Consider the following 15,129-nt stretch of genomic DNA (forward strand, 5'->3'; position numbering starts at 1 on the left):
AGCAGATGGCTAAGCAACCGGGATTAGATTTTCAAAGTGCCAAAGGTGGATTTGGCGAGCTGAAACGCAGACTGCTGTTTGTTATCGGCGCGCTGATTGTGTTCCGTATTGGCTCTTTTATTCCGATCCCTGGTATCGATGCCGCTGTACTTGCCAAACTGCTTGAGCAACAGCGAGGCACCATCATTGAAATGTTCAACATGTTCTCTGGTGGTGCTCTCAGCCGTGCTTCTATCTTTGCATTGGGTATTATGCCGTACATTTCGGCATCTATTATTATCCAGCTGCTGACGGTCGTTCATCCGGCCCTGGCAGAGTTGAAGAAAGAAGGGGAGTCTGGACGTCGTAAGATTAGTCAGTACACCCGTTACGGTACTCTGGTGCTGGCAATATTCCAGTCGATTGGTATTGCTACCGGTCTTCCGAATATGCCTGGTATGCAGGGCCTGGTATTAAACCCAGGCTTTGCATTCTATTTCACCGCTGTTGTTAGTCTGGTCACAGGGACAATGTTCCTGATGTGGCTCGGCGAACAGATTACTGAGCGTGGTATCGGTAACGGTATCTCAATCATTATCTTCGCCGGTATCGTTGCGGGTCTCCCGCCGGCCATCGCCCATACTATCGAGCAAGCGCGTCAAGGCGACCTGCACTTCCTCCTGTTGCTGTTGGTTGCAGTATTAGTATTTGCAGTGACGTTCTTTGTTGTCTTCGTTGAACGTGGTCAACGCCGCATTGTGGTGAACTACGCTAAGCGTCAGCAAGGTCGTCGTGTCTATGCTGCACAGAGCACACATTTACCGCTGAAAGTGAACATGGCGGGGGTTATCCCGGCTATCTTCGCTTCCAGTATTATTCTGTTCCCGGCGACCATCGCGTCATGGTTCGGGGGCGGTACTGGTTGGAACTGGCTGACAACAATTTCGCTGTATTTGCAGCCTGGGCAACCACTTTATGTGTTACTCTATGCGTCTGCGATCATCTTCTTCTGTTTCTTCTACACGGCGTTGGTCTTCAACCCGCGTGAAACAGCAGATAACCTGAAGAAGTCCGGTGCATTTGTACCAGGAATTCGTCCGGGAGAGCAAACGGCGAAGTATATCGATAAAGTAATGACCCGCCTGACTTTGGTTGGTGCGCTCTATATTACTTTTATCTGCCTGATCCCGGAGTTCATGCGTGATGCAATGAAAGTACCGTTCTACTTCGGTGGGACCTCACTGCTTATCGTTGTTGTCGTGATTATGGACTTTATGGCTCAAGTGCAAACTCTGATGATGTCCAGTCAGTATGAGTCTGCATTGAAGAAGGCGAACCTGAAAGGCTACGGCCGCTAAATGGTCGCCTGAGAAGTTACGGAGAGTAAAAATGAAAGTTCGTGCTTCCGTCAAGAAATTATGCCGTAACTGCAAAATCGTTAAGCGTGATGGTGTCATCCGTGTGATTTGCAGTGCCGAGCCGAAGCATAAACAGCGCCAAGGCTGATTATTTCGCATATTTTTCTTGCAAAGTTGGGTTGAGCTGGCTAGATTAGCCAGCCAATCTTTTGTATGTCTGTACGTTTCCATTTGAGTATCCTGAAAACGGGCTTTTCAGCATGGTGCGTACATATTAAATAGTAGGAGTGCATAGTGGCCCGTATAGCAGGCATTAACATTCCTGATCAGAAACATGCTGTGATCGCATTAACTTCGATCTACGGCGTCGGCAAGACCCGTTCTAAAGCCATTCTGGCTGCAGCGGGTATCGCTGAAGATGTTAAGATCAGTGAGCTGTCTGAAGAACAAATCGACACGCTGCGTGACGAAGTTGCCAAATTTGTCGTTGAAGGTGATCTGCGCCGTGAAATCAGCATGAGCATCAAGCGCCTGATGGATCTTGGTTGCTATCGCGGTTTGCGTCATCGTCGTGGTCTGCCAGTGCGCGGTCAGCGTACTAAGACCAACGCACGTACCCGTAAGGGTCCGCGCAAACCGATCAAGAAATAATCGGGGTGATTGAATAATGGCAAAGGCACCAGTTCGTGCACGTAAACGTGTAAGAAAACAAGTCTCTGACGGCGTGGCTCATATCCATGCTTCTTTCAACAACACCATCGTTACTATTACTGATCGTCAGGGTAACGCATTGGGTTGGGCAACAGCCGGTGGTTCCGGTTTCCGTGGTTCTCGCAAATCCACTCCGTTCGCAGCTCAGGTTGCAGCAGAGCGTTGCGCTGAAGCCGTAAAAGAATACGGCATCAAGAATCTGGAAGTTATGGTTAAAGGTCCGGGTCCGGGTCGTGAATCTACTGTTCGCGCTCTGAACGCCGCTGGTTTCCGCATCACGAATATTACTGATGTGACTCCGATCCCTCATAACGGTTGTCGTCCGCCGAAAAAACGTCGCGTATAACGCTCGTTTTTTAGGTTAGTTGGAGATAGAAAATGGCAAGATATTTGGGTCCTAAGCTCAAGCTGAGCCGTCGTGAGGGCACCGACTTATTCCTTAAGTCTGGCGTTCGCGCGATCGATACCAAGTGTAAAATTGAACAAGCTCCTGGCCAGCACGGTGCGCGTAAACCGCGTCTGTCTGACTATGGTGTGCAGTTGCGTGAAAAGCAAAAAGTTCGCCGTATGTACGGTGTGCTGGAGCGTCAGTTCCGTAACTACTATAAAGAAGCAGCACGTCTGAAAGGCAACACGGGTGAAAACCTGTTGGCTCTGCTGGAAGGTCGTCTGGACAACGTTGTATACCGTATGGGCTTCGGCGCTACTCGTGCTGAATCACGTCAGCTGGTTAGCCACAAAGCAATCATGGTAAACGGTCGTGTTGTTAACATCGCTTCTTATCAGGTTAAAGCGAATGACGTTGTTAGCATTCGTGAGAAAGCGAAAAAGCAATCTCGCGTGAAGGCCGCTCTGGAGCTGGCTGAGCAGCGTGAAAAGCCAACCTGGCTGGAAGTTGATGCTGGCAAGATGGAAGGTACGTTCAAGCGTCAGCCAGAACGTTCTGATCTGTCTGCGGACATTAACGAACACCTGATCGTCGAGCTTTACTCCAAGTAAAGCTTAGTACCAAAGAGAGGACACAATGCAGGGTTCTGTGACAGAGTTTCTAAAACCGCGCCTGGTAGATATCGAGCAAGTGAGTTCGACGCACGCCAAGGTGACCCTTGAGCCTTTAGAGCGTGGCTTTGGCCATACTCTGGGTAACGCACTGCGCCGTATTCTGCTCTCATCGATGCCGGGTTGCGCGGTGACCGAGGTTGAGATTGATGGTGTACTTCATGAGTACAGCACCAAAGAAGGCGTTCAGGAAGATATCCTTGAAATCCTGCTCAACCTGAAAGGGCTGGCGGTGAGAGTTCAGGGTAAAGATGAAGTTATTCTTACTCTGAATAAATCTGGCATTGGCCCTGTGACTGCAGCCGACATCACCCACGACGGTGATGTTGAAATCGTCAAGCCGCAGCACGTGATCTGCCACCTGACCGATGAGAACGCAGCTATTAGCATGCGTATCAAAGTTCAGCGCGGTCGTGGTTATGTGCCGGCTTCTGCCCGAATTCATTCGGAAGAAGATGAGCGCCCAATCGGCCGTCTGCTGGTCGACGCATGCTATAGCCCTGTAGAGCGTATTGCCTACAATGTTGAAGCAGCGCGTGTAGAACAGCGTACCGACCTGGACAAGCTGGTCATCGAAATGGAAACCAACGGCACAATCGATCCTGAAGAGGCGATTCGTCGTGCGGCAACCATCCTGGCAGAACAACTGGAAGCTTTCGTTGACTTACGTGATGTACGTCAGCCGGAAGTGAAAGAAGAGAAACCAGAATTCGATCCGATCCTGCTGCGCCCTGTTGACGATCTCGAATTGACTGTCCGCTCTGCTAACTGCCTCAAGGCAGAAGCTATCCACTATATCGGTGATCTGGTACAGCGTACCGAGGTTGAGTTGCTGAAAACGCCGAACCTGGGTAAAAAATCTCTTACTGAGATTAAAGACGTGCTGGCTTCACGTGGTCTGTCTCTGGGCATGCGCCTGGAAAACTGGCCACCAGCAAGCATTGCTGACGAGTAACCGGATCACAGGTTAAGGTTTTACTGAGAAGGATAAGGTCATGCGCCATCGTAAGAGTGGTCGTCAACTGAACCGCAACAGCAGCCATCGCCAGGCTATGTTCCGCAACATGGCAGGTTCACTGGTTCGTCATGAGATCATCAAGACGACCCTGCCTAAAGCGAAAGAGCTGCGTCGCGTAGTTGAGCCGCTGATTACTCTTGCCAAGACTGACAGCGTTGCTAATCGTCGTCTGGCATTCGCCCGTACTCGTGATAACGAGATCGTGGCAAAACTGTTTAACGAACTGGGCCCGCGTTTCGCGAGCCGTGCCGGTGGTTACACTCGCATTCTGAAGTGTGGTTTCCGTGCAGGCGACAACGCGCCGATGGCTTACATCGAGCTGGTTGATCGTTCAGAGAAAGCAGAAGCTGCTGCAGAGTAATCTGCAGTAACGTAAAAAAACCCGCTTCGGCGGGTTTTTTTATATCCGCGATATCCCCACTTCTCTACAATGTCTGTATCAATTCTGTTCATCCCCAGGAGCCGGTAATGTGGTTGCTCGACCAGTGGGCAGAACGCCATATTCGCGATGCCCAAAAGAAAGGTGAGTTCGACGATCTTCCGGGAAGCGGCGAACCCCTTGTTCTTGACGATGATTCGCACATCGCACCGGAATTACGGGCTGGATACCGTTTACTGAAAAATGCCGGTTGTCTCCCTCCGGAACTCGAACAGCGAAGAGAGGCTGTTGAACTGGCCGATCTTCTCAAAGGGGTCCGTCAGGACGATCCTCGACACGCTGAACTTAGTCGCCGGCTCGCCCTGCTTGAACTCAAGCTGCGCCAGGCAGGAATGAACACTGATTTTCTGCACGGGCAATACAGTGAAAGATTGATACAGAAAATAAACGAGGAATAGTTATGTACCGTATCGGTGAACTTGCGAAGCTCGCGAACGTCACGCCGGATACCATCCGATATTACGAAAAGCAGCAGATGATCGATCATGAAGTTCGCACTGAAGGTGGCTTTCGCCTCTATACCGATAACGATCTTCAGCGACTGCGGTTTATTCGTTATGCGAGACAGCTCGGTTTCACGCTGGACTCGATCCGCGAGCTGTTATCGATCCGCATCGATCCGGAACATCATACCTGTCAGGAGTCTAAAGGTATTGTGCAGGCCCGGCTTGATGAAGTTGAAGCGCGCATTCAGGAGCTTCAAACCATGCAGCGCTCTTTGCAAAGGCTGAATGATGCCTGCTGCGGCACGGCCCACAGCAGTATTTATTGTTCAATTCTGGAAGCATTAGAGCAGGGGGCCAGTGGAGAAACCAGGAGCGGTTGATCTTTAGCCCAACCGGGTCTAGACTTCCGTCGTCATAAACCATGCTCAGGAGAAATTATGAGCCGCTATCAGCACACGAAAGGACAAATTAAGGACAATGCCATTGAGGCATTACTTCACGACCCGTTATTTAGACAGCGCGTTGAGAAGAATAAAAAAGGGAAAGGAAGTTATCTGCGTAAAGACAAGCATGAAAAACGGGGTAACTGGGAGACCAGTGGCAAACAAGCGAATCGCTTATTTACCACTGGCCTTCCTGCTTTAAGCTGTTGATTATACGCGGTTGTTCTGCTCTTTTAACAGATCGCGAATCTCACTCAGCAGCACTTCTTCTTTTGTTGGTGCAGGCGCCGCAGCCGGCTCTTCTTTTTTACGGTTGAGCCTGTTGATCAGTTTGATAGCCATAAAAATGGCAAACGCCACAATCACGAAATCGAACACGTTCTGAATAAATACGCCGTAGTGCATCACGACTGCCGGGACATCACCCTGGGCTTCACGCAGCGTGAAGGCGAATTGTTTAAAATCAATACCCCCAATTAACAACCCTAAAGGTGGCATGATAATGTCGGCGACTAATGATGAAACAATCTTGCCGAATGCCGCACCAATAATGACACCCACTGCCAAATCAACAACGTTCCCGCGCATCGCAAATTCGCGGAATTCTTTAATAAAACTCATTTTTCTCTCCTTGTGCCAGCTGACGACTATAAGTTTAACAAATGATTAGCCAATTGCCATTCGGGATAATTAAACGTTATGAAAAATAAAAGGCACAGAAATGAAAAGGATAAAGTTCGGGTGCGCTTTTTCAGGCACCCGATACATTAAAGGAAGAAAGGACTTGGCTGGAATAAACGTTCAACGTCGGTAATAAATTTTTTATCGGTAAGGAACATAATAACGTGATCGCCCTGCTCAATACGTAAATTATCATTGGCAATCATGACGTCATTCCCACGCACAACGGCGCCGATTATTGTACCAGGCGGCAGCTTAATTTCGTCGATCGAACGGCCCACAACGCGTGAAGTGGTTTCATCCCCGTGAGCAACAGCTTCAATGGCTTCCGCAACACCGCGGCGAAGCGATGACACCCCGACAATATCCGCTTTACGGACATGACTCAGAAGGGCGGAAATCGTCGCCTGCTGAGGCGAAATGGCAATATCAATGACGCTGCCCTGGACAAGATCGACATACGCCTTGCGCTGGATAAGCACCATGACCTTCTTTGCTCCCATACGCTTGGCGAGCATGGCGGACATAATATTCGCCTCGTCGTCGTTGGTGACAGCAATAAAAAGATCAACTTGATCAATATGCTCTTCAGCCAGCAATTCCTGATCTGACGCATCGCCATAAAATACGATCGTATTTTGCAGTTTTTCCGCCAGTTCAGCAGCACGCTGCTGATCGCGCTCGATCAACTTCACGCTGTAATCTTTTTCCAACCGATGCGCCAGACCTGCCCCAATATTACCGCCGCCGACCAGCATAATGCGCTTATAGGGTTTTTCGAGACGCTGAAGTTCACTCATCACCGCACGGATATGCTGTGATGCTGCAATAAAGAAGACCTCATCACCTGCTTCGACAATGGTGGAGCCTTGCGGGCGAATGGGTCTGTCGTGACGGAAGATGGCCGCGACGCGCGTATCGATATGCGGCATGTGCTCGCGCATCGTGGAAAGCGCATTGCCGATCAATGGCCCACCGTAATAGGCCTTGACGACCGCCAGGCTCACTTTACCTTCGGCAAAGTTCACTACCTGCAGAGCGCCCGGATATTCGATCAGGCGATAGATACTGTCGATAACCAGCTGTTCTGGCGCGATGAGATGATCGATTGGGACCGCTTCTGAATTAAACAGTTTCTCAGCATCGCGAACATAGTCCGGAGAGCGGATGCGCGCGATTCGGTTTGGCGTGTTGAAAAGCGAGTAGGCCACCTGACAGGCCACCATATTGGTTTCGTCAGAACTTGTCACTGCGACCAGCATGTCGGCATCGTCGGCGCCCGCCTCACGAAGAACGCGTGGGTGTGAACCGTGACCCTGCACAACGCGCAGGTCAAATTTGTCCTGTAAAACGCGCAGGCGATCGCCGTTGGTATCAACAATTGTAATGTCGTTGTTTTCGCCAACCAGGTTCTCCGCCAGCGTTCCGCCAACCTGTCCTGCACCCAGAATGATAATCTTCATATCTCGTGACCTGTTCTCAACATCACTCTTTGATTAGCTTAGCGTAAAAGAAGCCATCACCCTCTTCTGCACCCGGCAGGTTCTGCTGACCCGGGGATTCAGGTGTTCCCGTATCGCGCAGCGCGGCGTCCGGGGTACGTTTAAGGAAGGACGCGATTTGCTGGCTGTTCTCTTCCGGAAGTATGGAGCAGGTTGCATAGACCAGCGTTCCGCCTGGTTTAAGGTGCGGCCAAATGGCGTCGAGAATGTCGGACTGCAGTTGGGCAAGTTCCTTAATATCACGATCGCGGCGTAGCCACTTGATATCCGGATGACGACGAATAACACCGGTTGCAGAGCAGGGGGCGTCCAGCAAAATGCGGTCGAACTGTGTTTCACCACACCATTCTGCGGGTTTGCGTCCATCGCCTTGCTTAACCTGTGCCTTCATGCCCAGACGCTTAAGGTTGTCGTAGACGCGTGACAGACGTTGTTCATCAACGTCCACCGCCATCACGCTGGCCTGGGGAGCCACTTCAAGAATATGCGTTGTTTTGCCACCAGGCGCGGCGCACAGATCGAGGATCTGCTCACCGTTTTTAGGTTCAAGCCAGGTCATGCAACCCTGGGCAGAGGCATCCTGTACGGTTACCCAGCCTTCATCAAAACCGGGTAATGCATGTACCGGTGCAGGCGATGCTAAACGTACGGCATCAGGGTATGCATCATGGGTGAAGCCGCTCATTCCAGCCTCTTCAAGCAAGGCCAACCAGGCATCGCGAGAATGATGATTACGATTCACGCGTAACCACATCGGTGGACGTTGATTATTGGCTTCGGCAATATTTTGCCACTGCTGTGGCCAGGCTTTTTTCAGGCGCTTCAACAGCCAGTCCGGGTGCAGGAAACGTGTTTCGCTTTGGGCAAATTCAGCCAGAAGCTCTTCCTGCTGTCGCTGGAACTGACGCAGTACGCCATTGATCAGCCCTTTCAGCTGAGGGCGTTTAATCGCAACGGCGCCTTCCACCGTCTCAGCCAGCGCGGCATGAGGTGGGATGCGGGTATGAAGAAGCTGATAAAAACCCACCATAATCAAATAATGTACGGTGCGCTGCTTGCCTGTCATTGGGCGTGACATCAGCTTATTAATCAACCACTCAAGCTGAGAGAGTGTGCGCAGGACGCCAAAGCAAAGCTCCTGAAGCAGGGCTTTGTCTTTATCAGATACTTTTTGTTGCAGTGGAGGCAGGACGTTACTCAATGACTGGCCCTGCTCGATAACCTGCTCAACGGCCTGAGCCGCCATACTGCGTAGATTTTGTTTTTTCATAACCGTAAAAATAAAAATGCCCGGAAACACCGGGCTTTAAGAATAAATTTGTTCAGGCAAGACGGTTGCCCGGGATAAACCATTCACGACGGGAATTTAACAGATCCTGAGCGCTCATGGCTTTCTTACCGGCCGGTTGTAGCGATTCAAGATTCAGGATCCCTTCCGCAGTCGCCACCTGAATACCGTTCTTGCTGGCATCTATAATCGTACCGGGTTCGGCTGTGGTATTACCGCTAATGACGGAGGCCTTCCAGATTTTCACTGGCTGCCCATCAATCTCCATCCAGCTCATCGGCCACGGATTAAAGGCGCGAATGCAGCGTTCAAGTTGAGCGGCTGACAGGGACCAGTCCATCCTCGCTTCTTCTTTGCTCAGTTTTTCGGCATAAGTCACCCGCGCATCATCCTGAACTTCAGGTTTCGCCGTATTGTCAGCAAGCTGCTGGAGCGTCTCGATGAGTCCTTGCGGGCCGAGTTCTGCCAGTTTGTCATACAGCGTGGCGCTGGTGTCGTCTGACGTAATAGGGCAGGCCAGTTTATACAGCATATCGCCGGTGTCTAAACCTACATCCATCTTCATGATGGTAACGCCTGTTTCTGCATCACCTGCCCACAGGGAGCGCTGGATAGGTGCTGCACCACGCCAGCGCGGGAGCAGAGACCCATGCACGTTGATGCAACCCAGGCGAGGCATATCAAGCACAGCTTTCGGCAAAATTAAACCGTAAGCCACCACCACCATTACGTCGGCATTCAGGTCAGCAACCAGCTGCTGATTTTCCTGCGGACGCAGCGATGCGGGCTGAAAAACGGGAAGCCCATGCTCTTCTGCCAGCACCTTGACCGGGCTCGGCATCAGTTTTTTGCCGCGACCAGCAGGACGATCCGGCTGGGTAAAGACGCCAACAACCTGGTGACCAGAAGATAACAGCGCGTCAAGATGACGCGCTGCAAAATCAGGAGTTCCCGCGAAGATAATACGTAGTGTTTTAGACACGATGATCCTTGTATCCGGGGGGACGTTATGCGCGAGAACGCAAACGATCCAGTTTCTCTACTTTCTGACGAATACGCTGCTGTTTCAGCGGCGAGAGATAATCGATAAACAGTTTACCGACCAGGTGATCCATCTCATGCTGAATACATATTGCCAGCAGGTCGTCTGCTTCCAGTTCGAACGGATTACCGTCACGATCCAGAGCGCGAATCTTCACTTTTTCGGCACGCGGCACTAAAGCACGCTGTTCAGGAATGGACAGACAGCCTTCCTCAATACCGGTTTCGCCACTCTTTTCGAGCAACTCAGGGTTGATCAGCACCAGGCGGCCATCGCGATTTTCAGAAACATCAATCACGATAATACGCTTGTGAATGTCCACCTGCGTCGCCGCCAGGCCAATGCCCTCTTCGGCGTACATGGTATCGAACATATCATCAACGATACGCTGGATTTCTGCATTCACTTCTTTGACCGGTTCAGCGACGATGCGAAGGCGCTCGTCCGGAATATGTAACACTTGCAAAACTGCCATAAATTTCCAGAGTCGTGTTCAGGAGTTGATAAGAATACTCTCTCTATTCTAGACAAAACCCCCATCGATTGACAGCATCAGTGACCAATCGCAATGATTGCGCAGGCCGCTTATGGCAGGGGAAAGGATGACGTCTACCGAGATATGGCTACGGCTAATACACACAGGTTCTCTGTATGGTGATGTAATGCTCAAAGCGGCTGCACAATTGCAGAAGCTGGAACGCATTGATGCTCTTGTCGTCAGAAACGCCGGGCTGACAGTAAAGCAGGCTGAGAGGTTCTTTGCTCCAGATGAAAGTGAGCTGGAGCGTAGCTTGATATGGCTTGAGCAGCCGGGAAATCATTTATTGACGGCTAACCATCCGCTTTACCCCCCTTTACTCCGCGCGATTCCTGATTATCCTGGGGCGCTATTCATAAAAGGTAACCTTGAGACGCTTAATACGGTCCAGCTGGCGGTCGTCGGTAGCCGTGCGCCGTCATGGTACGGCGAGCGATGGGGAAAGATTCTCTGCGAACAACTTTCGCAAAGTGGTTTTACGATTACCAGCGGGCTGGCCTGCGGTATTGACGGCGTTGCCCACAGCGCGGCGCTGTCGGTAAAAGGGCGAAGTGTAGCGGTGCTGGGGAATGGACTGTTTAGCATTTATCCCCGCCGACATCAGGCATTGGCGATGCGGATTATTGAGTCTGACGGCGCGATAGTGTCTGAGTTTCCTCTTTCCGCACAGCCCAGGCCAGCAAACTTTCCGCGTCGTAATCGAATTATCAGCGGTCTGAGCCAGGGCGTGCTGGTGGTTGAAGCGGCGCGGCGAAGCGGTTCGCTGGTCACGGCGCGATGCGCGCTCGAACAGGGGCGAGAGATTTTTGCCTTGCCCGGCCCGATAGGTAACCCCGGATGCGAGGGGCCGCACTGGCTTATTAAGCAGGGGGCGACACCGGTAACGGAAGTCGGAGACATACTTGAAAATTTGCAATATGGGCTGCAATGGCTGCAGGAAGATCCCGAAAAGCGACATTATTCATCAGATCAGGGAAAGGTGGCATTGCCATTTCCCAAGCTCCTGGCTAACGTAGGAGATGAGGTAACACCTGTTGACGTTGTCGCTGAACGTGCCGGCCAACCTGTGCCAGTAACGGTAGCACAGCTACTCGAACTGGAGTTAGCAGGGTGGATCGCAGCTGTACCCGGCGGCTATGTCCGATTAAGGAGGGCATGCCATGTTCGACGTACTGATGTATTTGTTTGAGACTTACATCCATAACGAAGCAGAAATGCGAGTGGATCAGGACAAATTGACACAGGATCTTACCGATGCGGGGTTTGAGCGGGAAGATATCTATAATGCGTTGATGTGGCTGGAAAAACTGGCTGATTATCAGGAAGGCCTCGCCGAACCGATGCAGCTTGCTTCTGACCCATTGTCAGTACGCATTTATACCGCTGAAGAGTGTGAAAGGCTGGACGCCAGCTGCCGGGGGTTCATTTTATTCCTTGAGCAGATTCAGGTGCTAAACCTCGAAACGAGAGAAATGGTGATAGAGCGCGTCATGGCGCTGGATACTGCAGAATTTGAGCTGGAAGATCTCAAGTGGGTGATCCTGATGGTTCTGTTCAATATCCCGGGCTGTGAAAATGCCTATCAGCAAATGGAAGAATTACTCTTTGAAGTGAATGAAGGTATGCTGCATTAATTCAATGTGCAGCACCAAGAGTTGTTATGGCCAAATCAGCACTATTCACGGTGCATAAAAACGAGCCCTGCCCGCAGTGCGGGGCTGAACTTGTTATTCGGTCCGGGAAACACGGCCCGTTTCTCGGTTGTTCACACTATCCGGAATGTGATTATGTTCGTCCCCTAAAAAGCCAGGCGGATGGACATATCGTTAAAATTCTGGAGGGGCAGCTTTGCCCTCTCTGCGGTGGCGAATTAGCGCTGCGCCAGGGACGTTTCGGCATGTTTATTGGATGTAGCCGTTATCCGGAATGTGAACATACGGAACAAATTGATAAGCCTGATGAAACGGCTATTGCCTGTCCTCAATGCCAACGCGGACAACTGGTACAGCGTCGCTCTCGTTTTGGTAAGACCTTTCATTCCTGCGATCGCTACCCTGAATGCCAGTTCGTTATCAATTTCAAACCGGTAGCGGGCGTCTGCACCCATTGCAATTATCCGCTACTTATCGAGAAGAAAACGGCGCAAGGTATGAAACGCTTCTGTGCCAGTAAACAATGTGGAAAGCCAGTTTTGGCGGATCAAAACAGTGAATAATAACCTGCAATCAGGCTCCATTGCGCATATGGTGGATGTCCTGAAAAACGAAGAAGTCATCGCCTATCCAACCGAAGCTGTTTTTGGGGTCGGTTGCGATCCCGACAGCGAGACGGCCGTGAGCCGCCTGCTTACCTTAAAACAAAGACCCGTTGAGAAAGGGCTGATTTTGATCGCTGCGAATTATGAGCAGCTTAAACCCTATATTGATGACTCTATGCTGACGCCTGCGCAGCGCGAGACGATCTTTTCCGCGTGGCCTGGTCCAGTGACCTTCGTCTTCCCGGCGCAGCCGGCAACGCCACGCTGGTTAACCGGACGCTTTGATTCACTTGCGGTTCGCGTAACTGACCATCCGCTGGTGGTAGAGCTTTGCCTGGCATATGGCAAACCGCTGGTTTCAACCAGCGCCAACCTGACAGGGTTGCCTCCGTGTCGCACAACCGATGAGGTGCTGGCGCAGTTCGGAAATCACTTCCCTGTCGCTGTCGGTGAAACAGGAGGGCGCCAGAATCCGTCCGAAATTCGTGACGCTTTGACCGGCGAACGTTTTCGCCAGGGGTAATCTCATGGAAACCTATACTGTTTTTGGTAATCCAATTGCGCACAGCAAATCACCGTTGATCCATCAGTACTTTGCGGAGCAGCTGCAGATAAATCATCCCTATGGTCGTGTACTGGCACCGGTGGATGCATTTATTGCAACGCTGGAGGCCTTTTTCGCCGCGGGCGGTAAAGGCGCGAATGTGACGGTCCCTTTTAAAGAGGAAGCTTTCGAGCGTGCGGATGAGCTGACCGAGCGCGCTTCACTTGCTGGTGCAGTAAATACCTTAAAACGGCTTGAGGATGGCCGTCTTCTGGGTGATAACACCGACGGAATTGGTTTACTTAGCGATCTGGAAAGACTCTCCTTTATCAAACCCGGATTCCGGGTCCTGTTGATTGGTGCGGGTGGCGCATCGCGGGGAGTCTTGTTGCCTCTGCTTTCGCTGGACTGTGCGGTAACCATTACCAACAGAACTTTTTCCCGGGCAGAAGCGCTGGCGGCGTTGTTTGCACATACCGGTAGCGTGAGTGCGGTAGCACTTGATGATCTTGAGAATCGTGAATTCGATCTTGTCATCAATGCCACGTCCAGCGGCATAAATGGCGAGAGCCCGGCGATCCCCGCTTCGTTGGTAAATGCTCATATGTACTTCTATGACATGTTTTATCAGAAAGGGAAGACCCCTTTCCTGAGCTGGTGTGAACAACACGGCGCGAAGCATGTAGCGGATGGACTGGGAATGCTGGTGGGGCAGGCTGCGCATGCGGTGCTGCTCTGGCATGGCGTGTTGCCTGCAGTCGAGCCGGTCATTGAAAAGTTAAAGCAGGAGCTTTCGGCGTGAATCAGGCTATACACTTCCCGGACAGAGAGAGCTGGGATGAAAGTAAACAAGCGGTCTGTTTCCCGGTGCTGGTACAGGGCATGCAGCTTACCTGTGCCATTTTGGGGGAAACGCTGTTGCGCCGTTTTGGCGGCTCTGATCCGATAGCGGTATTTTGTGAAAATCGCTGGGATCTGGAAGAGGAAGCCAGCGATTTAATCCGTGAACAGCAGGAGGACGATCAGGGCTGGGTTTGGTTGTCCTGATTCAGATAGTCATTCTTCCATTTAACGTAGTTGTTCGCTGAGTATTTTAATCCTTCGATCTCTGCCTCCTTCAGGGGGCGGATCTGTTTTACCGGGCTTCCCAGATAGAGATAACCGCTCTCGAGTCTTTTGTTTTGCGGGACAAGGCTACCGGCACCAATCATGACGTCATCTTCTACTATGACGCCATCCAGCAAAATCGACCCCATGCCAACGAGTACCCGGTTTCCGATAGTGCAGCCGTGAAGCATCACTTTATGGCCGACGGTAACATCTTCTCCAATGATGAGCGGATTACCTTCCGGGTTATAAGAGGATTTGTGGGTGACATGCAGAACACTACCGTCCTGAATATTCGTACGTGCGCCAATCGACACATAGTTAACATCTCCCCTGATGGCGACTAGCGGCCAGATACTGACGTCATCGGCCATTCGGACATCGCCAATGACCACGCTGCTGGCATCGATCATCACGCGATCGCCTTTTTGGGGGAACAGATCTTTATACGGACGTAATCCTGCGGGCATATCTACCTCTAATGATGAGCGCTATACAGAAGACTGTGATCATATTATTGGATCGAGGCAAGGCAAAATACGTCAATATTTAAGCAAATCGGGCGGGATTTCAGCGAAAAGCGCGGAAAATCAGCAGTCGGAAAAAAAGATCTAAAAAATACTTGTGCTAAAAATTGGGATCCCTATAATGCGCCTCCATCGACACGGCGGATGTGAATCACTTCACAAACAACCCGGTCGGTTGAAGAGAAAAAAT

22 protein-coding genes are annotated in these 15,129 nt (G+C 51.1%); 16 read left to right on the forward strand and 6 right to left on the reverse strand.

The window, feature by feature from the left end; translation table 11 throughout:
- Positions 1 to 5 precede the first annotated feature (5 nt).
- From secY to AC3WOK_RS21605, 10 genes are all read left to right on the forward strand, one after another.
- Complete coding sequence (gene secY / locus AC3WOK_RS21560) at positions 6 to 1,337, forward strand: preprotein translocase subunit SecY (RefSeq protein WP_003863305.1); 1,332 nt, start codon at positions 6 to 8, stop codon at positions 1,335 to 1,337.
- A gap of 31 nt (positions 1,338 to 1,368) precedes the next feature.
- A complete protein-coding gene (gene rpmJ / locus AC3WOK_RS21565) occupies positions 1,369 to 1,485 on the forward strand; it encodes a 50S ribosomal protein L36 (RefSeq protein WP_000868187.1) in 117 nt (38 codons plus the stop codon).
- Between the two features lie 146 nt (positions 1,486 to 1,631).
- Positions 1,632 to 1,988, forward strand: a complete 357-nt coding sequence (rpsM, locus tag AC3WOK_RS21570; protein WP_003863308.1) for a 30S ribosomal protein S13 — start codon at positions 1,632 to 1,634, stop codon at positions 1,986 to 1,988.
- 16 nt (positions 1,989 to 2,004) lie between these two features.
- On the forward strand, positions 2,005 to 2,394 hold the full coding sequence (gene rpsK / locus AC3WOK_RS21575) for a 30S ribosomal protein S11 (RefSeq protein WP_003863312.1): 390 nt from the start codon (positions 2,005 to 2,007) through the stop codon (positions 2,392 to 2,394).
- A 32-nt stretch (positions 2,395 to 2,426) separates the two neighbouring features.
- A complete protein-coding gene (rpsD, locus tag AC3WOK_RS21580; protein WP_004868345.1) occupies positions 2,427 to 3,047 on the forward strand; it encodes a 30S ribosomal protein S4 in 621 nt (206 codons plus the stop codon).
- 25 nt (positions 3,048 to 3,072) lie between these two features.
- The gene (locus tag AC3WOK_RS21585; RefSeq protein WP_002919219.1) at positions 3,073 to 4,062 is read left to right on the forward strand and encodes a DNA-directed RNA polymerase subunit alpha; all 990 of its coding nucleotides are present in this window, start codon (positions 3,073 to 3,075) and stop codon (positions 4,060 to 4,062) included.
- Between the two features lie 40 nt (positions 4,063 to 4,102).
- Positions 4,103 to 4,486 carry a 50S ribosomal protein L17 gene (rplQ, locus tag AC3WOK_RS21590; protein WP_001216368.1) on the forward strand — a complete coding sequence of 128 codons (384 nt, stop codon included), beginning with the start codon at positions 4,103 to 4,105 and terminating at the stop codon, positions 4,484 to 4,486.
- 107 nt (positions 4,487 to 4,593) lie between these two features.
- Entirely contained in the window at positions 4,594 to 4,962 is a 369-nt protein-coding gene (locus AC3WOK_RS21595; RefSeq protein ID WP_059312397.1) for a DnaJ family domain-containing protein, read from the forward strand.
- A gap of 2 nt (positions 4,963 to 4,964) precedes the next feature.
- The gene (zntR, locus tag AC3WOK_RS21600; RefSeq protein WP_059312398.1) at positions 4,965 to 5,390 is read left to right on the forward strand and encodes a Zn(2+)-responsive transcriptional regulator; all 426 of its coding nucleotides are present in this window, start codon (positions 4,965 to 4,967) and stop codon (positions 5,388 to 5,390) included.
- Between the two features lie 57 nt (positions 5,391 to 5,447).
- Positions 5,448 to 5,663 (forward strand): alternative ribosome-rescue factor A, encoded by a 216-nt coding sequence (locus AC3WOK_RS21605; protein ID WP_063431796.1) that lies wholly within the window; start codon positions 5,448 to 5,450, stop codon positions 5,661 to 5,663.
- Here AC3WOK_RS21605 and mscL read toward each other — a convergent pair whose 3' ends face one another.
- The 5 genes from mscL to def form a co-directional block, all read right to left on the reverse strand.
- A complete protein-coding gene (mscL, locus tag AC3WOK_RS21610; protein ID WP_023309449.1) occupies positions 5,664 to 6,074 on the reverse strand; it encodes a large-conductance mechanosensitive channel protein MscL in 411 nt (136 codons plus the stop codon).
- 146 nt (positions 6,075 to 6,220) lie between these two features.
- Positions 6,221 to 7,597, reverse strand: coding sequence for a Trk system potassium transporter TrkA (trkA, locus tag AC3WOK_RS21615; protein ID WP_047345326.1), 1,377 nt, complete (start codon positions 7,595 to 7,597; stop codon positions 6,221 to 6,223).
- Between the two features lie 22 nt (positions 7,598 to 7,619).
- Positions 7,620 to 8,906, reverse strand: a complete 1,287-nt coding sequence (gene rsmB / locus AC3WOK_RS21620; RefSeq protein ID WP_059312405.1) for a 16S rRNA (cytosine(967)-C(5))-methyltransferase RsmB — start codon at positions 8,904 to 8,906, stop codon at positions 7,620 to 7,622.
- Between the two features lie 52 nt (positions 8,907 to 8,958).
- Positions 8,959 to 9,906: a methionyl-tRNA formyltransferase gene (fmt, locus tag AC3WOK_RS21625; RefSeq protein ID WP_059312399.1), complete on the reverse strand. Its 948-nt coding sequence runs from the start codon at positions 9,904 to 9,906 to the stop codon at positions 8,959 to 8,961.
- Positions 9,907 to 9,931: 25 nt separating this feature from the next.
- Positions 9,932 to 10,441 (reverse strand): peptide deformylase, encoded by a 510-nt coding sequence (gene def, locus AC3WOK_RS21630; RefSeq protein WP_008503479.1) that lies wholly within the window; start codon positions 10,439 to 10,441, stop codon positions 9,932 to 9,934.
- A 127-nt stretch (positions 10,442 to 10,568) separates the two neighbouring features.
- On the opposite strand from def, the gene dprA reads away from it, so the two are divergent.
- From dprA to AC3WOK_RS21660, 6 genes are read left to right on the forward strand one after another with little or no spacing between them, the layout of a single operon-like run.
- Positions 10,569 to 11,693, forward strand: coding sequence for a DNA-protecting protein DprA (dprA, locus tag AC3WOK_RS21635; RefSeq protein ID WP_063431794.1), 1,125 nt, complete (start codon positions 10,569 to 10,571; stop codon positions 11,691 to 11,693).
- The gene (smg, locus tag AC3WOK_RS21640) at positions 11,665 to 12,138 is read left to right on the forward strand and encodes a DUF494 family protein Smg (protein WP_008503477.1); all 474 of its coding nucleotides are present in this window, start codon (positions 11,665 to 11,667) and stop codon (positions 12,136 to 12,138) included. The genes dprA and smg overlap by 29 nt, the downstream gene beginning before the upstream one ends.
- 26 nt (positions 12,139 to 12,164) lie before the next feature.
- Positions 12,165 to 12,719, forward strand: a complete 555-nt coding sequence (locus AC3WOK_RS21645; protein ID WP_048339009.1) for a DNA topoisomerase family protein — start codon at positions 12,165 to 12,167, stop codon at positions 12,717 to 12,719.
- Positions 12,712 to 13,284, forward strand: a complete 573-nt coding sequence (tsaC, locus tag AC3WOK_RS21650; RefSeq protein WP_059312401.1) for an L-threonylcarbamoyladenylate synthase type 1 TsaC — start codon at positions 12,712 to 12,714, stop codon at positions 13,282 to 13,284. Before AC3WOK_RS21645 ends, tsaC begins: the two co-directional genes overlap by 8 nt.
- A gap of 4 nt (positions 13,285 to 13,288) precedes the next feature.
- On the forward strand, positions 13,289 to 14,107 hold the full coding sequence (gene aroE / locus AC3WOK_RS21655) for a shikimate dehydrogenase (protein WP_063431792.1): 819 nt from the start codon (positions 13,289 to 13,291) through the stop codon (positions 14,105 to 14,107).
- Positions 14,104 to 14,352 carry a DUF1488 family protein gene (locus AC3WOK_RS21660; RefSeq protein WP_047345331.1) on the forward strand — a complete coding sequence of 83 codons (249 nt, stop codon included), beginning with the start codon at positions 14,104 to 14,106 and terminating at the stop codon, positions 14,350 to 14,352. Before aroE ends, AC3WOK_RS21660 begins: the two co-directional genes overlap by 4 nt.
- Here AC3WOK_RS21660 and AC3WOK_RS21665 read toward each other — a convergent pair.
- Complete coding sequence (locus AC3WOK_RS21665) at positions 14,328 to 14,882, reverse strand: gamma carbonic anhydrase family protein (RefSeq protein ID WP_063431790.1); 555 nt, start codon at positions 14,880 to 14,882, stop codon at positions 14,328 to 14,330. The two genes, AC3WOK_RS21660 and AC3WOK_RS21665, sit on opposite strands and share 25 nt — an antisense overlap.
- Between the last annotated feature and the right edge of the window lie 247 nt (positions 14,883 to 15,129).

This window comes from Enterobacter sp. FW301-JW81 (assembly GCF_058788735.1).